This is a genomic window from Amycolatopsis sp. NPDC051128, assembly GCF_040682715.1.
Taxonomy (GTDB): Bacteria; Actinomycetota; Actinomycetes; order Mycobacteriales; family Pseudonocardiaceae; genus Amycolatopsis.
The window spans coordinates 162,319-185,065 of sequence record NZ_JBFBBN010000004.1 but is presented as its reverse complement, the minus strand read 5'-3'; the positions used below and the strand labels follow the sequence as shown (position 1 = coordinate 185,065).

23 protein-coding genes are annotated in these 22,747 nt (G+C 71.9%); 3 read left to right on the top strand and 20 right to left on the bottom strand.

All coding sequences use genetic code 11. The features are described from left to right. Position 1 precedes the first annotated feature (1 nt). The 5 genes from AB0M82_RS06720 to hemL form a co-directional block, all read right to left on the bottom strand. A complete protein-coding gene (locus AB0M82_RS06720) occupies positions 2-1,507 on the bottom strand; it encodes a cytochrome c biogenesis protein ResB (RefSeq protein WP_364718514.1) in 1,506 nt (501 codons plus the stop codon). Positions 1,508-1,605: 98 nt separating this feature from the next. Beyond that, positions 1,606-2,379, bottom strand: a complete 774-nt coding sequence (locus AB0M82_RS06715) for a cytochrome c biogenesis CcdA family protein (RefSeq protein WP_364718288.1) — start codon at positions 2,377-2,379, stop codon at positions 1,606-1,608. 125 nt (positions 2,380-2,504) lie between these two features. Further along, a complete protein-coding gene (locus tag AB0M82_RS06710; RefSeq protein ID WP_364718287.1) occupies positions 2,505-3,074 on the bottom strand; it encodes a redoxin domain-containing protein in 570 nt (189 codons plus the stop codon). Further along, positions 3,071-3,697: a histidine phosphatase family protein gene (locus tag AB0M82_RS06705; RefSeq protein ID WP_364718285.1), complete on the bottom strand. Its 627-nt coding sequence runs from the start codon at positions 3,695-3,697 to the stop codon at positions 3,071-3,073. The genes AB0M82_RS06710 and AB0M82_RS06705 overlap by 4 nt, the downstream gene beginning before the upstream one ends. Then, a complete protein-coding gene (gene hemL, locus AB0M82_RS06700) occupies positions 3,694-4,995 on the bottom strand; it encodes a glutamate-1-semialdehyde 2,1-aminomutase (protein WP_364718284.1) in 1,302 nt (433 codons plus the stop codon). Before hemL ends, AB0M82_RS06705 begins: the two co-directional genes overlap by 4 nt. Positions 4,996-5,056: 61 nt before the next feature. Between hemL and AB0M82_RS06695 the strand changes: the two genes are divergently transcribed. Then, positions 5,057-5,533: a TspO/MBR family protein gene (locus AB0M82_RS06695; RefSeq protein ID WP_364718282.1), complete on the top strand. Its 477-nt coding sequence runs from the start codon at positions 5,057-5,059 to the stop codon at positions 5,531-5,533. Here the strand turns inward: AB0M82_RS06695 and AB0M82_RS06690 are convergent. The 15 genes from AB0M82_RS06690 to AB0M82_RS06620 all read right to left on the bottom strand — a co-directional run bounded on the left by AB0M82_RS06690 (position 5,530) and on the right by AB0M82_RS06620 (position 20,497). Next, positions 5,530-6,102 (bottom strand): hypothetical protein, encoded by a 573-nt coding sequence (locus AB0M82_RS06690; RefSeq protein WP_364718280.1) that lies wholly within the window; start codon positions 6,100-6,102, stop codon positions 5,530-5,532. The genes AB0M82_RS06695 and AB0M82_RS06690 overlap by 4 nt on opposite strands. 8 nt (positions 6,103-6,110) lie before the next feature. Further along, the gene (locus AB0M82_RS06685; RefSeq protein WP_364718278.1) at positions 6,111-7,313 is read right to left on the bottom strand and encodes an ABC transporter permease; all 1,203 of its coding nucleotides are present in this window, start codon (positions 7,311-7,313) and stop codon (positions 6,111-6,113) included. Next, positions 7,310-8,023, bottom strand: a complete 714-nt coding sequence (locus AB0M82_RS06680) for an ABC transporter ATP-binding protein (protein ID WP_364718277.1) — start codon at positions 8,021-8,023, stop codon at positions 7,310-7,312. The genes AB0M82_RS06685 and AB0M82_RS06680 overlap by 4 nt, the downstream gene beginning before the upstream one ends. Continuing rightward, positions 8,020-9,306: an HlyD family efflux transporter periplasmic adaptor subunit gene (locus tag AB0M82_RS06675; RefSeq protein WP_364718275.1), complete on the bottom strand. Its 1,287-nt coding sequence runs from the start codon at positions 9,304-9,306 to the stop codon at positions 8,020-8,022. Before AB0M82_RS06675 ends, AB0M82_RS06680 begins: the two co-directional genes overlap by 4 nt. A gap of 62 nt (positions 9,307-9,368) precedes the next feature. Beyond that, positions 9,369-9,707 (bottom strand): hypothetical protein, encoded by a 339-nt coding sequence (locus tag AB0M82_RS06670; RefSeq protein WP_364718273.1) that lies wholly within the window; start codon positions 9,705-9,707, stop codon positions 9,369-9,371. Between the two features lie 13 nt (positions 9,708-9,720). Continuing rightward, positions 9,721-10,167, bottom strand: coding sequence for a hypothetical protein (locus AB0M82_RS06665; protein WP_364718272.1), 447 nt, complete (start codon positions 10,165-10,167; stop codon positions 9,721-9,723). Continuing rightward, the gene (locus AB0M82_RS06660; protein WP_364718270.1) at positions 10,164-10,715 is read right to left on the bottom strand and encodes a hypothetical protein; all 552 of its coding nucleotides are present in this window, start codon (positions 10,713-10,715) and stop codon (positions 10,164-10,166) included. Before AB0M82_RS06660 ends, AB0M82_RS06665 begins: the two co-directional genes overlap by 4 nt. A 16-nt stretch (positions 10,716-10,731) precedes the next feature. Further along, positions 10,732-11,703, bottom strand: coding sequence for a porphobilinogen synthase (gene hemB / locus AB0M82_RS06655; protein WP_364718269.1), 972 nt, complete (start codon positions 11,701-11,703; stop codon positions 10,732-10,734). Positions 11,704-11,918: 215 nt separating this feature from the next. Continuing rightward, on the bottom strand, positions 11,919-13,451 hold the full coding sequence (locus AB0M82_RS06650; protein ID WP_364718267.1) for a bifunctional uroporphyrinogen-III C-methyltransferase/uroporphyrinogen-III synthase: 1,533 nt from the start codon (positions 13,449-13,451) through the stop codon (positions 11,919-11,921). A gap of 83 nt (positions 13,452-13,534) precedes the next feature. Then, complete coding sequence (gene hemC / locus AB0M82_RS06645) at positions 13,535-14,464, bottom strand: hydroxymethylbilane synthase (protein WP_364718266.1); 930 nt, start codon at positions 14,462-14,464, stop codon at positions 13,535-13,537. A gap of 20 nt (positions 14,465-14,484) precedes the next feature. Beyond that, positions 14,485-15,792 (bottom strand): glutamyl-tRNA reductase, encoded by a 1,308-nt coding sequence (locus tag AB0M82_RS06640; protein ID WP_364718264.1) that lies wholly within the window; start codon positions 15,790-15,792, stop codon positions 14,485-14,487. After that, positions 15,789-16,712, bottom strand: coding sequence for a redox-sensing transcriptional repressor Rex (locus tag AB0M82_RS06635; protein WP_364718262.1), 924 nt, complete (start codon positions 16,710-16,712; stop codon positions 15,789-15,791). Before AB0M82_RS06635 ends, AB0M82_RS06640 begins: the two co-directional genes overlap by 4 nt. Positions 16,713-17,084: 372 nt before the next feature. Continuing rightward, on the bottom strand, positions 17,085-18,641 hold the full coding sequence (locus AB0M82_RS06630; protein ID WP_364718260.1) for a molybdopterin-dependent oxidoreductase: 1,557 nt from the start codon (positions 18,639-18,641) through the stop codon (positions 17,085-17,087). A gap of 64 nt (positions 18,642-18,705) precedes the next feature. Then, positions 18,706-18,942, bottom strand: a complete 237-nt coding sequence (locus AB0M82_RS06625) for a glutaredoxin family protein (protein ID WP_364718258.1) — start codon at positions 18,940-18,942, stop codon at positions 18,706-18,708. 10 nt (positions 18,943-18,952) lie between these two features. Next, positions 18,953-20,497, bottom strand: coding sequence for a long-chain fatty acid--CoA ligase (locus tag AB0M82_RS06620; RefSeq protein WP_364718256.1), 1,545 nt, complete (start codon positions 20,495-20,497; stop codon positions 18,953-18,955). A gap of 313 nt (positions 20,498-20,810) precedes the next feature. Between AB0M82_RS06620 and AB0M82_RS06615 the strand changes: the two genes are divergently transcribed. Beyond that, entirely contained in the window at positions 20,811-21,503 is a 693-nt protein-coding gene (locus AB0M82_RS06615; RefSeq protein WP_364718255.1) for a sigma-70 family RNA polymerase sigma factor, read from the top strand. Between the two features lie 113 nt (positions 21,504-21,616). Further along, positions 21,617-22,711: a DUF5667 domain-containing protein gene (locus AB0M82_RS06610; protein ID WP_364718254.1), complete on the top strand. Its 1,095-nt coding sequence runs from the start codon at positions 21,617-21,619 to the stop codon at positions 22,709-22,711. Positions 22,712-22,747 lie beyond the last annotated feature (36 nt).

Sequence of the window (22,747 nt, the reverse complement as noted above, 5' to 3'; positions counted from 1 at the left end):
CTCAGCCCTTCTGACCACTGATCAGGCGTTCACTGATCCGGTGGAACTCTTCGCCGTACCCGGCCTGGTCGGTGCGGGCCAGTCCGGCGACCTCGATCACGGTACCCGGGTCGGCCGGCGTCCCCGGCTTCACCCGCACCCACAGCCGGCGGCGCTTGACCAGCAGGGAAGCGCCGAGGCCGAGGAACATCGCGATGGCGAAGCCGAGCACGAACCCCTGCGTCGGGTCGTGGGAGACCTGGAGGGAGACCCAGTGGTTGACGCCGTCGAAGCGGACCTTCGTGCCGTCGTCGAGCTTGATCTCCTGGCCGACCTTCAGGTTCTCGCGGGCGACCTTCTTCAGCCGGCCGTCGTCGATGAGCGACTGGTCGACCTCGAAGACGGACTGGCCGCGCCCGGCGTCCAGGCCGAGGTCGCCACGCAGGATGTCGACGGCGACGGCGGGGTCCTTCAGCTCCGGCGCCGCCGAGGTCAGCACGTTGCCGTGCAGGAACGACGTCGGCGCGAACAGGCCGGTGACGGCGAGCTGGCGGGTCCGCCGCTGCACCTCGTCGGTGATGCCGGGCTGGTCGAACTTCGTCGCGCCCTCGGCGAGCATCGTGGTCGGGTCGACCGTGCGCCACTGGGTGTTCTGGGTGCGTTTCGCGCCGTCCGGGAAGGTCACCGTGAACTGCGGCGAGTAGCCCTGGCCGAGCAGGTAGACGCGGTCGCCCGCGGTCCGCAGCGGCGAGTTGACCTCGAGGCCGTACGGGCGCCACGTGTTCGTGTCGAGGTCTTCGCCGGACTGGTACCCGATGTTCGCGTGGTAGTACTCCGGCTCGCCGGCCGGGGTGTACCGCACGGTGAAGTCGTCGACCTTCACGCAGAACGGGGCGAGGTCGGTGCCGTCGACGCGCAGGCCCGCGTTGAACGAGTCGTAGTTGTAGATCCCGGAGTTGCAGAAGCTGTCGCCGGTGGCCTGGACGATGACCTGGCCCTCGTAGCCGTAGAGCTTGCCCAGCGCGAAGAAGACGATCAGGCCGAGCATGCTGAAGTGGAAGATCAGATTGCCGGTCTCGCGGAGGAACCCGCGTTCGGCGGAGACCGTGCGGACGCCGTCGGCTTCTTCGCGTTCGACCCGGCGCCAGCCGGAGAGCTGCTTGTGGACGGCCGCGACCTCGGCGGCAGCGTCTGACACGTCGGTCTTGCCGCGGCCCAGCCGGTAGTGCGGCATCCGGGCCAGGTTGCGCGGGGTCAGCACCGGCTTGGCGCGCATCGCCTTGACGTAGTCGAAGCTGCGCGGGGTCAGGCACCCCACGAGCGAGATCATCAGCAGCAGGTAGATCGCCGAAAACCAGATGCTGGAGTAGACGTCGTAGAACTCGAGCTTGTCGAGCAGGGTGCCCCACCAGCCGTGCGCGGCGATGTACTCGTCGACCTTGGGGGCGTTGAGCTTCCGCTGCGGCAGGAGCGCGCCCGGCAGGGCGGCCAGCGCCAGGAGGAACAGCAGGACCAGGGCGGTGCGCATCGACGTCAGGCCGCGCCAGGTGTTGCGGAGGAAGGCGAGCGTGCGCTTGACGGGCGTGGGGCCTTGTGGCGCGGCGGGCGGTGCTTCTTCCGTGGTCGTCACAGCGGCAGCCTCAGCTCGACGGCGAGCTCGTTGCGGAGCCAGCCCATCAGATCCCCCCACACCCCGGTGACCAGCAGGATCCCGACGATCATCAGCAGCACGCCGCCGAAGATCTGCACCTGGCGGCCGTGCCGCCGGACCCAGTCGGTGGCGCGCACGGCCCAGCGGGCGCCGAGCGCGATGAGCAGGAACGGCAGCCCGAGGCCGAGGCAGTAGACGGCGATCAGCAGGTAGCCGCGAGCCGCGGCGCCGCCGGTGGCACTGGCCAGCGTCATGACCGCGGAGAGGGTCGGGCCGATGCACGGCGTCCAGCCGAGCCCGAAGATCGCGCCGAGCAGCGGGGCGCTCCAGATACCGCCGCGCGGCACGTGGTGCGAGCGGACCTCGCGCTGCAGGCCGGGGATCCAGCCGAGGAACACCAGCGCCATGGCGATGGTCAGCACTCCGCCGATGCGCTGCAGCAGGTCCTGGTTGAGCACCAGCGTGTCGGCGAGCCAGACGAGGGTGCCCAGCGTGGCGACGAACACGACGGTGAACCCGAGCACGAACAGCAGCGCGGCACCGACGACGGCCCACCGGCCCTGCTTCCGGTCCTCATCGGCGCTGACCGCGGGGGCGTCGGCGCCGACGAGCGCGGCGAGGTACGCGAGGTACCCCGGCACCAGCGGCACCACGCAGGGCGAGGCGAAGGAGATCGTTCCGGCCAGCAGCGCGACGCCCGCGGCGAGCAGCAGCGGTCCGGAGAGCGCCAGCTCGGTCACGGAGTTCACTCCGTTGAGGGTAGGCAGTGAGGTCCTGGTGAGAACGCCGGGGCCGCTTCACAGGACCTACGCCACAGCAGATCAGGACCTTGGTCCCGCTGGTCCGGACGGCGGCGCTGGGCAAAAGCCGTCGATCAGGCTTCCTTCTCCAGCCGCTGCGTCACCGGGAGCAGGTCCTGGGCCAGCACCTGCCGCAGGAAGACCGCCGCCACGCGGTGCTGTTTGTCCAGCACGATCGTCGACGGGATGATGTTGCGCGGATAGCCGCTCAGCTTGAGCAGCACCCGGCCGTCCGGGTCGTAGATCGACGGGTACGTCAGCTTGCGGTCCCGCACGAAGTCCTGCGCGACGTCCCGCGCCGGGTCGCGGACGTCGATGCCCACCACCTGGACGCCGGGAGCCTGCTTCGCCAGCGACTCGATCTCCGACGCCTCCGTGCGGCACGGCCCGCACCACTGGCCCCAGAGGTTCAGGACGACCACCTTGCCGGGGAAGTCCGCCAGCGACAGCTGCTTGCCCTCGTTCATCAGGTCGTCGCCCGACAGCACCGGCGCGGTCTGGCGCTGGGCGAGGTCGTAGGTGATGTCGATCTTGCCGCCCGGGGAGACGAAGCTGAAGCTGCTCCCCTGCACGACCGCGTCCTTGCCGGCGCTGCACCCCGCCAGCGCGAGCACCGCGACCAGCACGGACACCAGCCGTTTCATGCTCCGGTCACCTTCGGGTCGGTGGTGCCAGCGGGCTCGCTGTAGACGATCTCGCGCAGCTCGTCGCCGTCGAAGACGAGGCTGGTCAGCGACGCCAGCGAGCACTGGCGGCGCCGCGGGTCGTGCCACAGCTTCCGGCCCTCGAGGAACCGCCGGAGCGTCCAGATCGGCAGCTGGTGCGACACGCACAGGGCTTCGTGACCCACCGCCGCCGCCCGCGCCCGGTGGACCGCGCCGAGCATCCGGTGCGCGATCTCGAGGTACGGCTCGCCCCACGACGGCTTGAACGGGTTGACCAGCTTCGGCCAGTGCTTCGGCTCGCGCAGCGCGCCGTCGCCGACCGCGACGTGCAGGCCCTCGAACTGGTTGCCGGCCTCGATCAGGCCTTCGTCGGTCGCGATGTCGAGCCGGTGCGCCGCCGCGATCGGCGCCGCCGTCTCCTGCGCCCGCTGCAGCGGCGACGCGACGACGTGCACGAGGTCGTGGCCGGCCACCGCTTCGGCGACCGTGAGCGCCTGACGCTGCCCGCGCTCGGAGAGCCGATAACCCTCCAGGCGGCCGTACAGGATCTTCTCGGGGTTGTGGACTTCGCCGTGACGCAGCATGTGGACGACGGTGGTCACTGGACGGCCCCAGCCGCCGCGCGCGCCGCCGCGGGCAGTGCCGCTTCGATCACCGAGAACGCTTCGTCGTCCATGGCCGCGTTGACGAACCAGGCCTCGTACGCGCTTGGGGGCGCGTACACGCCTCCGTCGAGCAACGCGTGGAAGAACGGCGGGAACCGCCACGTCTCGGACGCCTGCGCGCCCGCGTAGTCGCGTACCGGCTTCTCGCCGAAGAACACGCTCACCAAGTTGCCTGCGTACTGCACGTTGTGGGCAACCCCGGCTTCGCTCAGCGCGGCACCGAAGAGGTCACCGAGCCGCTTCGCGTTGGCGTCGAGAGCCGCGTACACGGCGTCGTCGGCCGCGCGCAGCGTCGCGAGGCCCGCGGCCACCGCGACGGGGTTTCCGGACAGCGTCCCGGCCTGGTAGACCGGGCCGCCCGGGGCGAGCTTGGCCATCACGTCGGCGCGACCGCCGAAGGCCGCCGCCGGCAGCCCGCCGGACATCACCTTGCCGAACGTGTACAGATCGCCGGCCACGCCTTCGAGGCCGAACCAGCCCGCGCGCGAAACGCGGAACCCGGTCATCACCTCGTCCATGACCAGCAGCGCGCCGTGCTCGTGGGCGAGGTCGCGCAGGGCCGCGTTGAACCCCTCGCCGGGGGCGACCGCGCCCATGTTGCCGGCCGCGGCTTCGGTGATCACCGCGGCGATCTCACCCGGGTTGTCCATAAAGGATTTCCGGACGGCGTCAAGGTCGTTGTAGGGCAGCACCAGCGTGTCGGCGGCCTGGGCGCCGGTGACCCCCGGCGACGTCGGCAGCCCGAGCGTCGCGACGCCGGAGCCCGCCTGCGCGAGCAGCGCGTCGACATGACCGTGGTAACACCCGGCGAACTTCACGATCTTCGCCCGGCCGGTGAACCCCCTGGCCAGCCGGATCGCGCTCATCGTGGCCTCGGTGCCGGAGTTGACCAGCCGGACCTGCTCGACCGGGGCCACCCGGCCGATGATCTCCTCGGCCAGCTCCACCTCGCCGATGGTCGGCGTGCCGAACGACAGCCCGGACGTCGCCGCCGCGCGCGCTGCCTCGACCACCGCGGGGTGCGCGTGGCCCAGGATCATCGGCCCCCAGGACGAGACCAGGTCGACGTAGCGGTTGCCGTCGGCGTCCCACAGGTGCGGGCCCTCGCCGCGGACCATGAACCGCGGGGTGCCGCCGACCGAGTTGAACGCCCGGACCGGCGAGTTCACCCCACCGGGGATGGCCGCCTTCGCGCGTTCGAACCATGCCTTGGACTGCTCGGTTCCTGTGCTCACCCCTCCAGTCTCGCAAACCGGCCTAGGATGGCGGGCAGCCGCCCGGGAGGGGGAACAGCCGGTGACCGAACGCGTCTCGCACCGCAACCCGTGGCTGGTGCTGACCGGCTTCCTCGGCCTCGTCGCCGTGGTGGCGGTGGTCGGCGGCTTGGCCGCGACGTCGGCGAAGGACGTCTACGCCCGGCTCGAACAGCCGCCGTGGGCGCCGCCCCCGTCCGTGTTCGGTCCGGTTTGGACGGTTCTCTACGTCGCCATCGCGGTGGCCGGCTGGTGCTACTGGCGCACGGACGGCGAGACCCGTGGGTTCGCCGCGTACGGCATCGGCCTGCTGTTCAACCTGCTGTGGACGCCGTTGTTCTTCGAAGGTGGCGCCGCCAAGGCCGCGTTGGCCGACATCGTGCTGCTCGACGCGGTCGTGGTCGTGACGATCGTGCTGTTCGCCCGCCGGTCGAAGCTCGCCGCCGCGCTGCTGGTGCCCTACCTGGCGTGGATCCTCTACGCGACGGCGCTCAACACCGCGATCGTCGTGCTCAACTAGCGCGCGGCCTCCTGGGTGATGGCCTGCGCGGTCACCGTGCCGTCTTCGCCCGCCTGTCCCTGGACGACGACCGTCGACCCCGGCTTGAGGTCCGAAAGCTTGCCCTGCTGGGTGACGCCGACCGTGGTGGAGTCCGATGTGGATACCTTGACGTCGGCGCCCTGCGCGGTCTTGACGTACACCGTGGTGCCGTCGACGCGGTCGACCGTGCCCGTGGTGCCGCGGCCGCCCGCACCACGGAACCCGCCGCCCTGCTGGCCCGAGCCGGCCGCCTGACCGGTGCCACCCTGGGTTCCGCCGGACGGCCGAGTGGGCGCCGAGGTCGTCGGCGAGCCGAACGCGGCGTGCGTCCAGGCGCCGCCGCCGAACGCGATCGCGAGCACCACGAGCCCGGCCAGCACCAGCGTCGTGCGGGAGAACGGCTTCGCGGCCCGGCGCATCTCCGCGTTCAGGTCACCCTCGACCGCCGGGCTGGCGACGATCTGCTCGGCGGTCGGTTCGACGGGCGGCAGGACAGCCGTCGGCTCGTCCCCCGGAACCGGCGGCGGGGTGGTGGTGGCTGAGGACATCGTGACTCCTACTCGTGCCGGAGGGCGTCGATGGGACGCAGCTTGGCGGCCCGGTTCGCCGGGAAGCTGCCGAAGAACAGCCCGATCAGGGCGGATACCGCGAAGGCCAGCAGGATCGACGACGGCACCACGACGGGCTTGATCCCGGAGATGGTGAACCGGCTGCCGATCAGCCCGATCGCCACGCCGAGCAGCCCGCCGAACAGGCTGAGCATGGTCGCTTCGGCGAGGAACTGGCCGAGAATGGCCGAACGCGGGGCGCCGATGGCCTTGCGGATGCCGATCTCGCGGATCCGCTCGGTCACGGTGACGAGCATGATGTTCGTGACGCCGATGCCGCCGACCAGCAGCGAGATCGCCGCGACCGCCGCCAGCAGCACGGTGAACGTCTCGGTCGCCGACGTGCGCGTCGCGAGCAGCTGCTCGGAGTTCTGGATCTGGTAGTCGGCGGTGCCGCCGAGCCGGATGCCGTGGCGGGCGTTGAGGATGGCGGTGATCTCCGACTGGGCCAGCGAGACGGAGTCGGCGCTGGTCGCCTGGACGGCGATCTGGCTGAGGCCGCCGTAGCCCGCCAGGGAGTTCTGGACCGCCGAAATCGGCGCGATGGCGACGTCGTCGGCGTTCTGCAGGCCGGTGCTGCCCTTGGCCTGGAGCACGCCGATCACGGTGAACTGGATGCTGTTCAGGAGGACGTTCTTCCCGACCGGGTCGGCGGCGCCGAAGATCGACTCCGCGGTGGTCGGGCCCAGCACGACGACCTTCCGCGCGGTCGTGACGTCCTCACCGGTGAACAGCTGCCCCTGGGCGAGCTCACGGTTGGTCGTCGTGAAGTACGCCGGTTCGGTGCCCGCGACGCTGGGGATGTCGTACGACGTCTGCCCGTAGGTCGCGGTGGCCGTCGTGTTCACCACCGGCGACGCGGCCTTGACGTCCGGCGCGCCGACGGGGTCGACGAGCGCGTGCGCGTCCTGCACGGTCAGCGGCCGCGCGGACGCGCCCTGCCCGCCGCCGCGCGCCGGGGAGACGTTGACGACGTTGGTGCCGAGGCCCTGGATGCTGGCCGCGATGGCCGCGGACGCGCCGTTGCCGACGGCGACCAGCAGGATCACCGCCGCCACGCCGATGGTGATGCCGAGCGTGGTGAGCGCCGAGCGCAGCTTGTTCGCGGTGAGCCCGCGCACGGCGAAGCGCAGGATCTCGAGGACGTTCACGGCGCGACCCCCACGGTCCTGGTCGAACGGGTGATCTCGTCCGAGACGATCAGCCCGTCGTCCACCCGGACGACCCGGCGCGCGTGTTCGGCGACCTCGTCCTCGTGGGTGATCACGACGATGGTGCGGCCGAGCCGGTTGAGCCGGTCGAACACGCCGAGGACGTCCTCGGTGCTGCGCCGGTCGAGGTTGCCGGTCGGCTCGTCGGCCAGCAGCATCGCCGGGCCGGTGACCAGCGCCCGCGCCACCGCGACCCGCTGGATCTGCCCACCGGACAGCTCGCTCGGCAGGTGCTTGGCCCGGTCGGACAGCCCGACCATGTCGAGCGCCGCGAGCGCGCGCCGGCGTCGCTCCGACCGCCGTAGTCCACTGTAGACGAGCGGTAGCTCCACATTGGACGACGCGGAGGTTCGCGGCACCAGGTTGAACGACTGGAAGATGAAGCCGATCTTGCGATTGCGCAGCAACGCCAGCTGGCGTTCGTTCAGCCTGCCGACGCCGAAACCGTCCAAAAGGTACTGTCCCGACGTCGGAACGTCCAGGCAGCCCAGCATGTTCAGCAGCGTCGACTTCCCGGAGCCCGAGGCGCCCATGATGGCGACGTACTCGCCGGGCCACACGGTGAGGTCGACGCCGCGCAGCGCGTGCACCGCCGTCTCCCCGGCGCCGTAGGTCTTGCGCAGTCCGGAGACCGCGATCACCGGGTTCATCCGCGTCCGCCGAAGCCGCCGGTGCCGCCGGTGCTGGTCCCGGTGCCGCCACCGGGGAAACCGCCGGTCCCGCCGCCGGGGAACCCGCCGGCGCCGCCCGTGCCGGTCCGGCCGGTGCCGGTGCTCCCGGTCGCGGCCGTCGCGGTGAGCACGACGTTCTCGCCCTCGGTGAGCCCGGAGGTGATCTGGACCGTCGACTCGCCGCGGAGGCCGATCTGCACCGGGCGGGTGACGTTCCGGCCGTTCTCCTGCACCGTGACGAGGGTGGTGCCGCCGACGGTCTGCACCGCCGCGGCCGGCACGCTCAGCGCGTTCTGCGCCTCGGCGACGGTGATCACGACGCTCGCCGACTGGCCGGGCCGCAGCCCGTCCGGCGGGCTGGTCAACGTCAGCTGCGCGCCGTAGGACACGACGTTGCCGCTGGTGGTCGGGGTCAGGTTGATGCTCGAGACGGTGGCCTGGACCGGCTTGTCCGGCAGCGCGTTGAGCGTCACCGTGGCCTTCTGGCCGGTCTTGACCTTGCTGACGTCGATCTCGGCGACCGAGGTGGTCACGACCAGGCCGGTCATGTTCGTGATGGTGATGAACCCGCTGCCGCTACTGCTGGAAGACGACGCGGCGCTGGAGTTCGACGAACCCTGCCCGCCCTGGCCGCTCCCGCTGCTCGACGTCGACTGGGAGCCGCTGCTGGACGAGCCGCTGGAGGCCTGCTGCCCGACACTGCCGTTGATCGCGGTGACCGTGCCGGCGCCGGGCGCGTAGAGCGTCGTGTTGTCGAGCGCAGTCTGCGCGGTCTGGACGTCCAGCTCGGCCTGGTCCAGCTTCGCCTGCGCCGAGGTGACACTGTTGGCGGCGGACTGCGCGCTGTTCTGGCTGTTCTGGCCCGTGGCCGGGGTGTCCTCCGCGTCTTCGGCGCTGTCCAGGTTGTCCTGCGCGACCGCCAGGTTCGCCTTCGCGACTTGAAGCTGCTTCGCCGCCTGTGTGCTGTCGACGGTGGCGAGCTTCTGCCCGGCGCTCACCACGTCGCCGACCTTCACGTCGATCGAGGTGACCTTGCCGGCCGTCGCGAAGTTCGCCGCGCCGGTGTAGCTGCTGGCGAGGGTCCCGGCCGCGGAAATGGTCTCGGCCACCGTCGCCCGGCGCACCGGGGTGCTGCGCGTCTGCGCCTGCGCCGTGCTCGGTTCGGGACTGAATGCCTGGTATATCCCGAATCCCGCTCCGGCCAGCAGTACGACCAGAGCACCGTTGATCACCCATGCCTTCGAGGCACGCACGCGCGTCATGCGGCAACAATGGTGCCGCCGCTTAGCAATTGACTGTTCGTTCCCTGTGCGGGAGCTGTGTATCAGTCCTCGGGCGAGCGACGCCGGGCACGAACCGCGAGCGACAGCTGACGGACCGCGTCGACCAGCAGGAGCGCGGCCACCGTGCCGAGTCCGATGGCGGCGGCGAGGAGCGCGCCGAAGTAGCGGTGCGACTCGAGCACCGCGCCGTCGTCGGTCCGGGTGACCACGGTGGCGGCGGAGCCGTGCCAGCACGCGTAGGCGCCCCAGCCGGCCAGCACGGCGAGCACGACCTCCACGGCGGCGACCAGCGTCCGCCACGGCTTGTGCAGCCGCGCGCGGGGGCCGGGTTCGTCCGGCGGCCAGAGCTCGGCGCCGGTGGGCTGCGGAAGGTCGATCACAACGCCGATTTTCTCATGCTTCGCGCGGTGTCGCCCGGACAAGGCGGTCGAGCGCGTCCTGCAGGGCCTCGACGTCCTTCGCCCAGGCGAGGACCACGGTGCCGTCGGTGAGCTTCACCGGTAGCGAGTCGTATTTGCGCGGCACCGACCAGCCGCCGCCCAGCACCCGCGCGCCGACCGGGGCGCCGACGTCGGTGACCTCGGCGAGCTGCTCGGCCGGCACGGTCTCCCGGCCCTGCCGCAGCTGTTTCGTGGTGACTTCCAGCGAGAGGAACCGGCGCCGCGCGTACACCCACGGCACGGTGAGGACGCACAGCCCGAAGCCGACCATCAGCCAGCCCGCGACGTGCACCGGACCGCCCGTCGTCAGCTCGGCGAGGGCGCCGGCCACGGCGAACACCGGGCCCCAGACGATCGCGGCCCAGCTCACGCCGGATTCGGCGTAGAGCCGGTCGCTCACGGCTTCCGGCCGGCCTTCGGGAAGTAGCCGGCCACCGACGGCACGTACATCAGGATCAGCGCGATGACGAACAGCAGCACCGCGACCAGCGTCAGGTAGTTGATGATCGGCGCCAGCGTCATGATCATCAGCACCATCACGATCGGCAGGACGGTGAGCACCGTCCGGGCCGAGCGGGTGCCCTCGCGGGCCTTGTACGCGAAGAGCAGGAACAGCAGGACGAACACGATCGCGCCGCCGAGCAGGTACCACAGCAGCGCCGTGACGCCCGCCGTGATGCTCTCGGGCGTGACCTTCGGGTCGGCGGACGCCGTGACGATCTGGTTGACCAGGGCGGACTTGCTGGTCAGCAGCTGGACGTAGCTGAGGACCAGCACCGCGCCGCCGGCGAGCCACAGCCAGAACGACACGGCCACCGGGCGCGGCGGGGTCGCCTTCGGCGCGCGCTCGCCCGGCGGCAGCGGGTCCGGCGAGCGGCCCAGCTTGCGGCGCTCGTCGTCGGTGAGACCCGCGAGGTCTTCGGTGTCTTTGTCGTACTCGTCGGCCACGCGAGGACTCTAGCCGCTAGTCCAGCCAGGCAGCGGCTTCGGCGGCCCAGTAGGTGAGGATCATGTCGGCGCCGGCGCGGCGGATCGAAGTGAGCACCTCGAGGATGGTCCGCTCGCGGTCCAACCAGCCGTTCGCCGCGGCGGCCTCGACCATCGCGTACTCGCCCGAGATGTTGTACGCCGCCACCGGCACCGGGGAGATGTCCGCGGCCGCCTTGATGACGTCCAGGTAGGACAGCGCCGGCTTGACCATGATCATGTCCGCGCCCTCGGCGAGGTCGAGCTCGATCTCGCGCAGCGCCTCACGGGCGTTGCCCGGGTCCTGCTGGTAGGTCTTGCGATCGCCCTTGAGCTGCGAGTCGATGGCCTCGCGGAAGGGGCCGTAGAACGAGCTGGCGTACTTGGCGGCGTACGCGAGGATCGCCGTCTCCTTGTGCCCGACCTCGTCGAGCGCGCGGCGGATGACGCCGATCTGGCCGTCCATCATCCCGCTGGGCCCGAGCACGTGTGCCCCGGCCTCGACCTGCGCGACGGCCATCTGGGCGTACACGCGCAGGGTCGCGTCGTTGTCGACCGCGCCGTCGGCGTCCAGGACGCCGCAGTGGCCGTGGTCGGTGAACTCGTCGAGGCAGGTGTCGGCCATCAGCACGGTGCTGTCGCCCAGCTCGTGCCGCAGGTCGCGCAGGGCGACGTTGAGGATGCCGTTTTCGTCGACGGCGCCGGAGCCCTCGGCGTCGCGCGTGGTCGGGATGCCGAACAGCATGAGCCCGCCGACCCCGGCGTTGACCGCGTCGACGGCGGCCTTCCGCAGGGTGTCCCGGGTGTGCTGCACGACGCCCGGCATGCTCGCGATCGGCCGGGGCTGATCGAGCCCTTCGCCGACGAACATCGGGAGGATCAGCTGGCGTGGCCGCAGTGTCGTCTCACCTACCAGCCTGCGCATGGCCGGGGTGGTGCGAAGCCTGCGGGGACGATGCTCGGGGAACACCCCTACAAAGTTACTCCGCACGCTTCGCCCCAGGTTCCGCAAGGGTGCTCAGCGGCCGACCGGCCCCGAGACGCGAGACCAAAGCGCCCCCATCCAACGCACCGAACGCCACATTGGGTGCACCCAACGCACCCAACGCCACATTGGGGGCGCTTGGCCCAGGGCAGAGCGAAGGCCGCCCCGGCGAACCGGGGCGGCCTTCGTCATGCAGAACTTCAGGAGCGGCGTGCCCGCTTCGCCTTGCGCGGCGGCGGCAGCGCGCCCTCGGCGCGCAACCGCGCCGCGTGCTCGGCCAGCGCGTCCACCAGGTGCGGGACGTCCGCCTTCTCCGGCTGGACGTCGACCCGGAGCCCGAACTCCACCGCGGTCTCGGCGGTCTTCGGGCCGATGCACGCGACCAGCGTGCGGGTGTGCGGCTTGCCGGCGATGCCGACCAGGTTCCGCACGGTCGAAGACGAGGTGAAGCAGACCGCGTCGAAGCCGCCGGTCTTGATCATCTCGCGGGTCTCGGCGGGCGGCGGGGCGGCCCGGACGGTCCGGTAGGCCGTCACGTCGTCGATCTCCCAGCCGCGCTCGCGCAGGCCCGCCGACAGCGTCTCGGTGGCGATGTCCGCCCGCGGGAGCAGCACGCGGTCGACCGGGTCGAGCACGTCGTCGTACGGCGGGAACTCGGCCAGCAGACCCTCGGAAGACTGCTCACCCGAGGGGACCAGCTCCGGGATGATGCCGAACGAGCGCACCTTCGCCGCCGTCGCGTGGCCGACGCAGGCGATCTTCACGCCGGAGAACGCGCGGGCGTCCAGGCCGAACTCCTCGAACTTCTCCCACACCGCGCGCACCGCGTTGGTCGAAGTGAAGACGATCCACTGGTAACGGCCGTCGACCAGGCCCTTGACCGAACGCTCCATCTGCGCCGGGCTGCGGGGCGGCTCGACCGAGATGGTCGGCACCTCGTGCGACGTCGCGCCGTGGCCGCGCAGGCGCTCGGCCATCTCGCCTGCCTGCTCCTTGGTGCGCGGCACCAGGACCTTCCAGCCGTACAGCGCCCGCGACTCCCACCACGACAGCTTCGACCGCTGCCCGGCGGCCTGGCCGATCGTGACGATCAGCGGCCCGACGAGCTCGCCCGCGTCGTTGGCGACCTTCTCGAGCGTGGTGTCGAGGGTGCGCTGGGTGTTGATGGTGCCGTTCGCGGTGACCGCGACCGGCGTCGACGCCGGCAGGCCGTTGCCGGTGAGCGCCGAAGCGGCTTCGGCCAGGTGCGCCGACGTCGCGTGCAGCACCAGCGGCCCGGGTGCGGCGGCCAGCGCCGCCCAGTCGACGTCACCGCGGACGTCGACCTCGACGTGCGTGCCGCCCAGCGCGACGCCCGCGTACGCCGGGACGGCCGCGCCCGGGGAGACCCCCGGGATCACGTCGAACACGGCGCTGGTGCGCGCGACCGCCTGGACCTCGGCCACCACGGCCGGGGTGGTCAGCGGGTCGCCCGCCACCAGGCGCAGCACCAGCCGGCCGGCCTTGGCCTCGCCGGTGAGGTCCTTGGCGACCTCGGAGGCCTCGCCGACGGCGGGCCGGACCTCGGCGCCTTCGGCGGCCATGGCCAGCACGGCCTGCGGCACGTCCGGATCGGTCACCACGACCTCGGCCTTGGCCAGCAGTTCCTGGGCACGGACCGTGAGCAGGCCGGCGTCGCCGGGCCCGGAGCCCACGAACGCTACGCGCCCGGTGGTCTTTCGCGCGGGGGTCATCTGTGCGTTTCTCCTCTTGCGGCGGCCGGGCACGATCGCCCGGCCACAGGTCTCCTACGTCCTTTGAAGCGCTCGGCAGAGCGCTACTGCGCGGTGCCGGAGAGTGCTCCGGCTCCGAGGTCCAGCAGCTCGGCGGCCAGGTCCTTGCCCAGCTGGGCGGCCTGGTGCTTGTCGGCGAGCGCGGAGGCCCGGACCATGTCCACCGCGCCGTTCTCGCCGTCGACCGCGGCGGTGCCGCGCAACGAGATCCGTTCGACGACCTTGCCCTCGGCGTCGAAATCTTCGACGATCTCGGCGAGCGCGCCCACCGGCGCGCTGCACCCCGCCTCGAGCGCGGCCAGCAGGGCCCGCTCGGCCGTCACCGCGGCCCGCGTGCCCTCGTCGTCCACTGTGGATCCGAGCAGCTGCTCGATGTCCACGTCGGCGGCCCGGCACTCCACCGCCAGCGCGCCCTGCGCGGGCGCGGGCAGCATCTGGATCGGGTCGAGGGTCTCGGTGATCGCCTCGGCCAGTCCGATCCTGGCCAGTCCGGCACGCGCGAGCACCACGGCATCGAGCTCGCCGTCGCTGACCTTGCGCATGCGGGTGTCGATATTGCCGCGAATCGGCACGATTTCCAAACCGAGGCCCAGCGCGCGCAGCTGCGCGGTGCGCCGCGGCGAGCCGGTGCCGACGGTGGAGCCGGGCGGCAGCTCGCCCAGCGTCAGTCCGTCACGCGCGATCAGCGCGTCCCGCGGGTCCTCGCGCGGCGGCACGGCGGCCAGCGTGATGCCCGGCTCGGGTGCGGTCGGCAGATCCTTGTACGAGTGGACGATGACGTCGACCTCGTTGCGCCGCAAGGCTTCCCGCAACGCCGACGTGAACACGCCGACCCCGATCGTGGGAATCGGCGCGGAGGACTGGTCACCGGGAGTGGTCACCTTGACGATCTCGACCTCGACACCGGTGGCGCGCAGGGCGTCGGCGATGGTCCCGGTCTGGGCGAGCGCGAGCTTCGAACCGCGCGTACCCATGCGAATGACTCTGGTCACTACTACTTCTTCTCCGGTGGGGGCTTGGGGCTCGCCACCGCGGCGGGCGCCTGCGGGTCGAGGCAGAACAGTTCTCGCAACGCGTTCGCGTAGTCGGTTTCGGCCGTCTCGGCGGCCAGCTGCTTGACCCGCACCGTCGGCGCGTGCAGCAGCTTGTCGACCACCCGGCGGACCGTGCGGCCGACCTCCTCGCGGACGGCGCCGTCCAGTTCGGGCAGGCGGTTGTCCAGCCGGAGCAGCTCGGCGTCGACGACTTCGGCCGCGCGGCGGCGCAGCGCGGTCACCGTCGGCGTCACCTCGGCGCTGCGCTGCCCGGCGAGGTAGTCGCGCACCTCGTCGAGGACGATCCCGGTCGCCTTGGCGGTCTGGCGCTCGGTGGTCGGTGTCCCGGCGTCGCGCATCCGGCGCTGGATGGTGGCCAGGTCGACGACCCGGACGTCCGTCAGCTCGCCGACCGCCGGGTCGACGTCCCGGGGCAGGCCGAGGTCGCAGACGACCAGCGCCCGGCCGCCGCGCGGCAGCACCTGGCCGGGGCCGAAGACGGCGTCCTGCGCGCCGGTGCAGCAGATCACGATGTCGGCGTCGCGAACGGCTTCGGCGACGCCGGACAGCGGGACCGCGCGGGCCGGCACGCCCTGCTCGGTGACGTTCGCGGCGAGCCGGCGGGCGCGGGCGTCGGTGCGGTTGGCCACGGTGATCTCGCCGATCCCGGCCTTGCGCAGCTGCGACGCGCTCAGCGCGCCCATCGAACCGGCGCCGACGATGACGGCGTGCTTGCCGGTGACGTCCCCGGCCGCGGCGAGCGCCTCGGACACGACCGACGCGCCGAGGGCGTCGAGGCCGGTCTCGGTGTGCACGCGCTTGCCGACGCGCAGCGTCGTCTGGATCAGCTCGTGCAGCGTGCGGCCGACAGTGCCGACGTCGCGCGCGGTGGCGTAGGCGGAGCGGACCTGGCCGAGGATCTGCGTCTCGCCGACGACCATCGAGTCCAGGCCCGAGGTGACCGAGAAGAGGTGCTCGACCGCCGCGCCGGCGTAGTGCACGTACAGGCTGTCGTAGAGCTCAGCCGGTTCCATCCCGGCCTGGCGGGCCAGGACTTCGGAGACGTCGTTGAGGCCGCCGTGGAAGGTCTCGACGACCGCGTAGACCTCGATCCGGTTGCAGGTCGAGACGAGCATGACCTCGTCGATGTGCTCGGCCTGCTGCAGCTCGTGCAGCACTTTGCCCACCTCGGGCGCCGGCACCGCGACACGCTCCAGCGTGCTCAGCTCCGCACTGCGATGCGAGAGACCGACCGCCAACACGCTCATGAGCGCACCACCATTTCCCGTCCGCCGTCCGGACCCGTGCCGTTCCGTCCGTTCTTGCCATTGTCGGACGGCGACCCACCGGCGGGTAATCCGGAATTGCCCTGATTGCCTGCGGCGTCATCCGCTCGACGGGCCACATGGAACGAGAGTATCTGCAGCTCGACGGCCAAATCCACTTTGCGGACCTCGATGTGAGCAGGAACCTGCAGCACGACCGGGGCGAAGTTGAGGATGCACTGGACACCGCCTGCGACGAGCCGGTCACACACCGACTGCGCAGCGGTGGGCGGGGTGGCGATCACCCCGATGGAAATACCGCGCTCGGCGCAGATCCGGGGGATGTCGTCCATGTGCGACACCGGGAGGCCGCCGACCGGCACGCCGATCAGGTCCGGGTCCAGGTCGAACAGCGCTTCCACCGGGAAACCGCGCCCCGGGAAGCCGCCGTAGTTGGCCAGTGCGTGGCCCAGGTTGCCGATCCCGACCACGGCGACCTTGTGCTGCCGGGTCAGGCCGAGGATGCGTTCGATCTGGCTGACCAGGACGCTGACCTCGTAGCCGACGCCGCGGGTGCCGTAGGAGCCCAGGTAGGAGAGGTCTTTGCGCAGTTTGGCGGAATTGACGCCGGCGGCCTGCGAAAGCTCTTCGCTCGACACCGTCGTGGCGCCCTGTTCGGACATTCCGGACAAAACACGGAGATAGACGGCGAGCCGGGCGACGGCGGCCTCGGGAATCTGCTTCGCCCGGACAGCCTCGGGGGCATCCCCATTGGCGGCACCGCGGCCCGGCTCACCCGCGGGGACCGCGGGCATTTCGGCGGTGGGAGCGTTGTCGGCGTCGGGGCCGGCCGGACGGCGGGGCCGCCGCGGCACCCGGCCCGGGGAGTCCGCCGCGTCGCGCCTCCCCCGCTCTGTCACCACGCCGTCGTCTCCTACCCGCTGTGCACGTCTGGCGGCCATCGCCATTCGGAACTGTGTCTTGACCCAGGCCCCGGAGTCCGGTTCGATACCGGCCCGTCCCGGGCGATGGCCCTACGGTAGACCACTTGTGAACGCGCGCACAAAGTCACTGGTCGGAGGCGGTTCCCGACCCGTGCGAACGCGCCGGAGATCACGACACCGCGTCAGAATCCTTGTCCGCCAGGCACTTCCGGGCCAGGCGTGCGTGGCGGGTGATCGAATGCCGCCCCGGTGGCGGCGCTTGCCCACGCGGCGAGCGGGCCACCTGGCTCGGTGAGCGGCTCCGGCGCACTGGTCGGCGGGCGCCCTGCCGACGGCTCCTGGCGAGGCGGCTCAGTGGGCGTCGAGGGTGACCGAGTGCCAGCCGGTGGCGCCGTCGGGCACCGGGTCCGCGCGGTTTTCGGTCTGGGTGTAACCGCCGGAATCGGTGGCCCGGACGAACGCCTGGTGCGTGCCCGCCGGCACGTCGAGCTCGAGCCACCACATCCGCCAGGTGTCCTTGCTCACCTCGGCCGAGAGCGTGGCCTGCCGCCACTCCCCCTGGTCCAGCCGGACCTCGACCTTCGCGATGCCGGTGTGCTGCGCCCACGCCGTGCCGGCCAGCCGGACCTTGCCCGCGGTGACTTTGGCGAACCCGCTCGGGGTGTCGATCCGGGACTCGGTCTTGATCGGCGCCTGCTCAGCCCAGCCGCGGCCGAGCCAGTACGCCTGCCGGGCGTCCCACCTGGTGAATTCGAGGTCCGTGACCCACTTCGTCGCCGAGACGTAGCCGTACAGGCCGGGGATGACGATCCGTGCCGGGAAGCCGTGCTCGACCGGCAGCGGTTCGCCGTTCATGCCGATCGCCAGCATCGCGCCGCGGGCCGGGTCGAGCGCGACCTTCGCCGGGGTGCCGCACGTCCAGCCGTCGACGCTGGTCGCGAACATCTGCTCGGCGCCGGCCTGCACGCCGGCTTCGCCGAGCAGGTCGGCGAGGTCGACGCCGATGAAGGCCGCGTTCGAGATCAGCGGCCCGCCGACCTCGTTGGAGACGCAGGTCAGCGTCACCCGGCGCTCGACGAGCGGCCGGTTACGGATGTCGGCGTAGGAGAAGGTCACCTCGCGGTCGACCATGCCGTGGATGCGGAGGTTCCAGTCCTCGGTGCGGAGCTGTGGCACGACCAGCGCGGTGTCGATGCGGTAGAAGTCCGGGTTCCGCGTGATGAACGGCGGCGAGCCGAGCTTCGCGAAGTCGGCGTCCGCGGGCAGCGGCGGCGCGGTGCGCGCGGGGACGAGCGGCCCGACGGCCGCGCGGGAGCCTTCGGCGTCCGCGCCGGTCCCGGCGACCTGCCCGGCGACGGCCGCGATCCCCGACCCCGCGGCGACGCCGACCCCGGCGCGCAGGAACTTGCGGCGATCGAAGCCCCGCTCGTCCCCGGCCGGCTCCGGCGGCAGCGCGATCCGGTGCAGGAAGGTGAACACCGCGAGCCCGGCGGCCAGTGCGGCGACCGGCGCGAGCAGCGAGACCTGGCCGAGGTCGCTGCGCGCGTACACGGCCGCGACACCGGCGGCGCCGAGCAGGACGACCAGCACCTGCCCGGCCCTCGGGGTCCGGCGCGAGAGCTGCCCGGCCAGCAGCGCGAACAGGACCAGCACGACGGCGAGCCCGAGCTTCAGCACCGGCTTGTCCCAGGTGCCCAGCGTCCGCTCGGCCCACTTCACGATGCCGGTGGGGCTGTGGTCGACGACGTAGTTGGCCACCGCGATGAACGGCGAGGCCGTGTAGCCGACGAAGCCCGCGACCAGGTGCCCGGCACCGAGGGCGGCGGCCAGCGCGAGAAGCCCGATCAGCGTCGCGACCGGGAGCGAAAGCCGTCGTGTCTCGGGCGGCGCGTCCTGCAGAGTGCTCACGTCTCCATCTTCGGAGCCCCCGGCCGTCCCGGCTGCCCGTTGTGGCTTACGGACGTGTTACGGCTCAGGCCAGCGCGCGCCGGAGCCGGTCCTCTTCCACCCGCCAGTAGCCGTGCTCGGCGCCGTCGACCAGGATCACCGGGACGCGGTCGCCGTACTCCGCCCGCCACTCCGGGTCGGTGTCGACGTCTTCGGCCGACCACCCGACGCCGAGCTCGCCGCAGATCCGCGCGACGTCGGCCTCCGCGACCTCGCAGAGGTGGCAGCCGGCCCGGCTCATCACCGTCACTTCGTGCGCCATGCCGTCCTTCCTACCGCAGCCGCAGGCGGCGCAGCTTCCCGGTGGCCGAGTGCGGCAGCGACTCGGCGAACTCCACCGCGTGCGGCACCTTGTACCCGGCCAGGTGGGCCGCGCAGTGGGCGACGACCTGCTGCTCGGACAGCGCCGCCCCGGTCGCCGGCACGACGAACGCCTTCACCGCCTCACCGCTCCGCTCGTCGACGACTCCGACGACCGCGGCCTCGGCCACCTCGGGCAGCTGCCCGATGACCTCCTCGACCTCGCGCGGGAAGACGTTGAAGCCGTTGACGATGATCAGGTCGTTGGCCCGGTCGACCAGGTGCAGGTCGCCGTCGGTGTCGAGGTAGCCGACGTCGCCGGTGCGGAACCAGCCCTCGTCGTCGGGCCCGTGGTCGCCGTCGGGCCAGTAACCGGAGAAGAGGTTCGCGCCGCGGATCGACACCAGCCCGGTCTCGCCTTCGGCCTCGAAGACGTCGTCGACGTCGTCGGGGTCGAGCGGCACGGCCTGGTCGCTGCCGTCGCTGTCCACCAGCCGCAGCTCGATCCCGGGCAGCGGGCGGCCGACCGAGCCCGGCTTCGGGTAGCCGGTGACCAGCGTCGACGTCACCACCGGCGCACATTCGGTGAGGCCGTAGCCCTCGTAGACGTCGAGGCCGGTGGCCTCGCGGAGCGCGGTCAGCACCTTCGGGTGCAGCGGCGCGGCGCCGGACGTCATCCGCCGCACGGTGGCCAGCCCGCGGACGAGCTCCTCGGCGCCGAGCGCGGCGAACTCGCCGTACATCGTCGGGACGCCGGTGATGGAGGTGACGCCGTATTCGGCGCAGTCGTCCAGCGTGCGCTGGGCTTCGAAGCGCTCCGACAGGATCGCGGTCGCGCCGACGGCCGTGGCCAGCAGGAGCCCGGGCCCGAGGCCGTAGACGTGGAACAGCGGGATGGTGAGCAGCACGCGGTCGTCGTGGTCGAGGACGCCCTCGATGCCGCTCAGCTGCGCCAGGTTCGCCAGCAGAGCGCGGTGCGACAGCATCACCCCGCGCGGCGGGCCGGTGGTGCCGGAGGTGTACGAAATGACCGCGATGTCCTCACCGGCCCGGCCGGCCTCGGTTGTAAAGTCCGCGTGAGGCGACGCATCTTTCATAGGGAAAGTGGCGGGTGAGGCGTCGGTCACCGGGGTGAGGCCGCTCACGCCCGCCGGCAGGACCTCGTCCTCGTCGCGCTGGACGACCACCTTGGCACCGCTGTGCTTCAGCAGCTTTTCGAGTTCGGGTCCGGGGGCCTGCGGCGACAGCGGCACCACGATCGCCCCGGCGCGCAGCGCGCCGAAGAAGGCGACCACGAAGTCCACCGACGTCGGCAGCCGCAGCGCGACGCGGTCGCCGGGCTCGACACCGGCGTCCGCCAGCCGCCCGGCCTGGGCCTGGGCGGCGGCCTCGACCCGGCGGTAGGTCAGGCCCCGGCCGGTGCCGGTCTCGCGCACGGCCGGGTGGTCCGGCCACGTGGCCGCGGCCCGTGTGAGCAGCCCGCCGACCCCTTGCTGCGTTGCCTCTCCGGCTCTCACCCGCGGCCCACCTCTCCTCGCCCGGCCAACCGTTGCAAGTCTGTCATTTGGAGCGCCGTCATGCGTGACGACCGCGAGCGTCCACCCTTCGCAACCCCCGGAGCCACTACCTACTTAGCGGTAACTACACGTATGCTGCACTGCGTCGCGGGATGGTGTTGATCACCGCCCGTGACCGGAGAGAGGGAGTCGCCGTGACGAACTTGCCTGCCCACGAGGTCGTGGGGCACGCGAGCCGGCAGGGCCCCGCTCGTCCGAATTCCGGGGGTACCGTGACCCACTGGGTCGAAGCCGCCGCCGGAGGTGCCGCCCGATGACCGTCCCGATCGCCCTCAGCCGCGGGCCCGTCCTGATGTTCGCCGAGCGCGTGTTCGGGCGATCGACCGCCGTGCCGGTGAGCAGGCAGGCGGCCGACGACGAGCACGCCGAAGCGGCGAAGGCCGAGGCCTGGGAGCTGGTGCGCGCCGCGCAGGACGGCGACACGTCCGCCTTCGGCCGCCTCTACGACCGCTACGTCGACGTCGTCTACCGCTACGTGCTGTTCCGGCTCGGCGACCGCGACCTCGCCGAAGACGTCACCAGCGAAACGTTCCTGCGCGCGCTCCGGCGGATCACGTCCGTGAGCTACCAGGGACGTGACGTCGGCGCCTGGTTCGTCACCATTGCCCGCAACCTCGTGCTCGACCACGTGAAGTCGAGCCGGTTCAAGCTCGAGGTGGTCACCGACGAGGTCACCGAGCCTCGGTCGGCGCCGTTCAGCGTCGGCGCCACCGCGCAGGTGGGCCCGGAGCAGGAGGCGATCAGCCGCGCCACCCGCGCCGAGCTGTTGCGCTGCGTCGCGGAACTGGGCGACGACCAGCGGGAATGCATCGTGCTGCGGTTCCTGCAGGGCCTGTCCGTGGCGGAGACGGCCGAGATCATGAACCGCAACGAGGGAGCCATCAAGGCGTTGCAGCACCGCGCGGTACGCCGTCTGGCACAACTCTTGCCGACCGGGCTGCGCTGAAACGGGTCACTTTTCTGCTCATTGACAGAAACCGGTAACCCTGACGGCTTCCGGATCGTTAATCCAGCCAGACCGGTGTCAGGACCGGCCAAGGCCCGAGATGGAGCAGCGCCGTGAGGTTTGCGCGTGAGCGAGCCGAGATCGAGCGGTTCGCGCGTGCCCTGGAACCGTCCCCGGTACGCCGGGACGGCGAGTTCGCCGACGAACTGGCCCTCGTCGGCGCGCTGCGCGAGCTGGGCGCGGCCGGGGCCCCGGATCTGGAGACGCGGCAGCGGATCCACGCGGAGATCGCGGGGCGCCTCGAGACGGCGGCGGCCACCACCCCACGTCGGAGGTGGCGGCCGCGGACCGCCGACCTGGTGGCCGCCGCGCTCTTCCTGGTCCTCGTCCTCTCCGGCCTGACCCTCGTGCTCTCCCGGAGCGCATTGCCGGGTGACGCGCTGTACGGCGTGAAGCGGGCCGGTGAGTCGACGGCGCTGGGCCTGACGTTCGGCGACCAGGCGAAGGCGCGGAAGCACCTCGAGTTCGCCACCAACCGGATCACCGAGCTCGGCGAGCTGGCCGGGCAAGACGCGAGCGAGCGTGACTACCGCACCGCCTACGACGACTTCGCCGCCGACCTGAAGGCCGGCGTCGCCCAGATGGCGACCGTGGCCACCACCGACGGCGGCGGGACGCAGGCACTGTCCGACGTCCGGCTGTGGGCGCGGAACCAGGCGGCGCGGCTGGCTTCCCGGCAGGCCGCGCTCCCGGCGGACGCGGCCCCGGTGTTCGGCGACGCGCGCGACCTGCTCGCCAAGGTCCAGGACCGCACGAGCGGGCTGGTGGCGCGGATGAGCTGCTACCAGATCACCACCGGCGCGTCGGACGAACTGGGCCCGCTCCCGGCGACCGGCGAGTGCACGGAGCGGTCCGTGGCGCCGCAGGCCGGCGTCCCGTCGCCGGGGCCGGCCGAGCCGTCAGGGCCGACAGGGCCGGATTCGGGAGAGAGCACGGCACCGACGCCGACGGCGACCCAGCTGCCCGCTTCGGACGCGACGGCGACCCCGGGCATCCCGGTGCCGACCGGCGGAGTCGTCCCACCACCGGTGTACGGCCAGACGCCGACGACGCCCCCGGGCCCGCCGGCGACGTCGGCCACGCCGCCACCGCCGCTGGTTTCGATCCCGCCGTTGCTGCCCGGCTTGCCACCGATCGTGATCGGCTGAGGTCCCGCCCACACCTGCGACGACCTCGTGGGCGGC

Bases quoted from the DNA above. Each gene is read 5' to 3' on its own strand.
- AB0M82_RS06720 (WP_364718514.1), bottom strand. From the start codon at position 1,507: ATGCGCACCGCCCTGGTCCTGCTGTTCCTCCTGGCGCTGGCCGCCCTG.
- AB0M82_RS06710 (WP_364718287.1), bottom strand. From the start codon at position 3,074: ATGAAACGGCTGGTGTCCGTGCTGGTCGCGGTGCTCGCGCTGGCGGGG.
- AB0M82_RS06690 (WP_364718280.1), bottom strand. From the start codon at position 6,102: ATGTCCTCAGCCACCACCACCCCGCCGCCGGTTCCGGGGGACGAGCCG.
- AB0M82_RS06680 (WP_364718277.1), bottom strand. From the start codon at position 8,023: ATGAACCCGGTGATCGCGGTCTCCGGACTGCGCAAGACCTACGGCGCC.
- AB0M82_RS06675 (WP_364718275.1), bottom strand. From the start codon at position 9,306: ATGACGCGCGTGCGTGCCTCGAAGGCATGGGTGATCAACGGTGCTCTG.
- AB0M82_RS06650 (WP_364718267.1), bottom strand. From the start codon at position 13,451: ATGACCCCCGCGCGAAAGACCACCGGGCGCGTAGCGTTCGTGGGCTCC.
- hemC (WP_364718266.1), bottom strand. From the start codon at position 14,464: ATGGGTACGCGCGGTTCGAAGCTCGCGCTCGCCCAGACCGGGACCATC.
- AB0M82_RS06640 (WP_364718264.1), bottom strand. From the start codon at position 15,792: ATGAGCGTGTTGGCGGTCGGTCTCTCGCATCGCAGTGCGGAGCTGAGC.
- AB0M82_RS06625 (WP_364718258.1), bottom strand. From the start codon at position 18,942: ATGGCGCACGAAGTGACGGTGATGAGCCGGGCCGGCTGCCACCTCTGC.
- AB0M82_RS06615 (WP_364718255.1), top strand. From the start codon at position 20,811: ATGACCGTCCCGATCGCCCTCAGCCGCGGGCCCGTCCTGATGTTCGCC.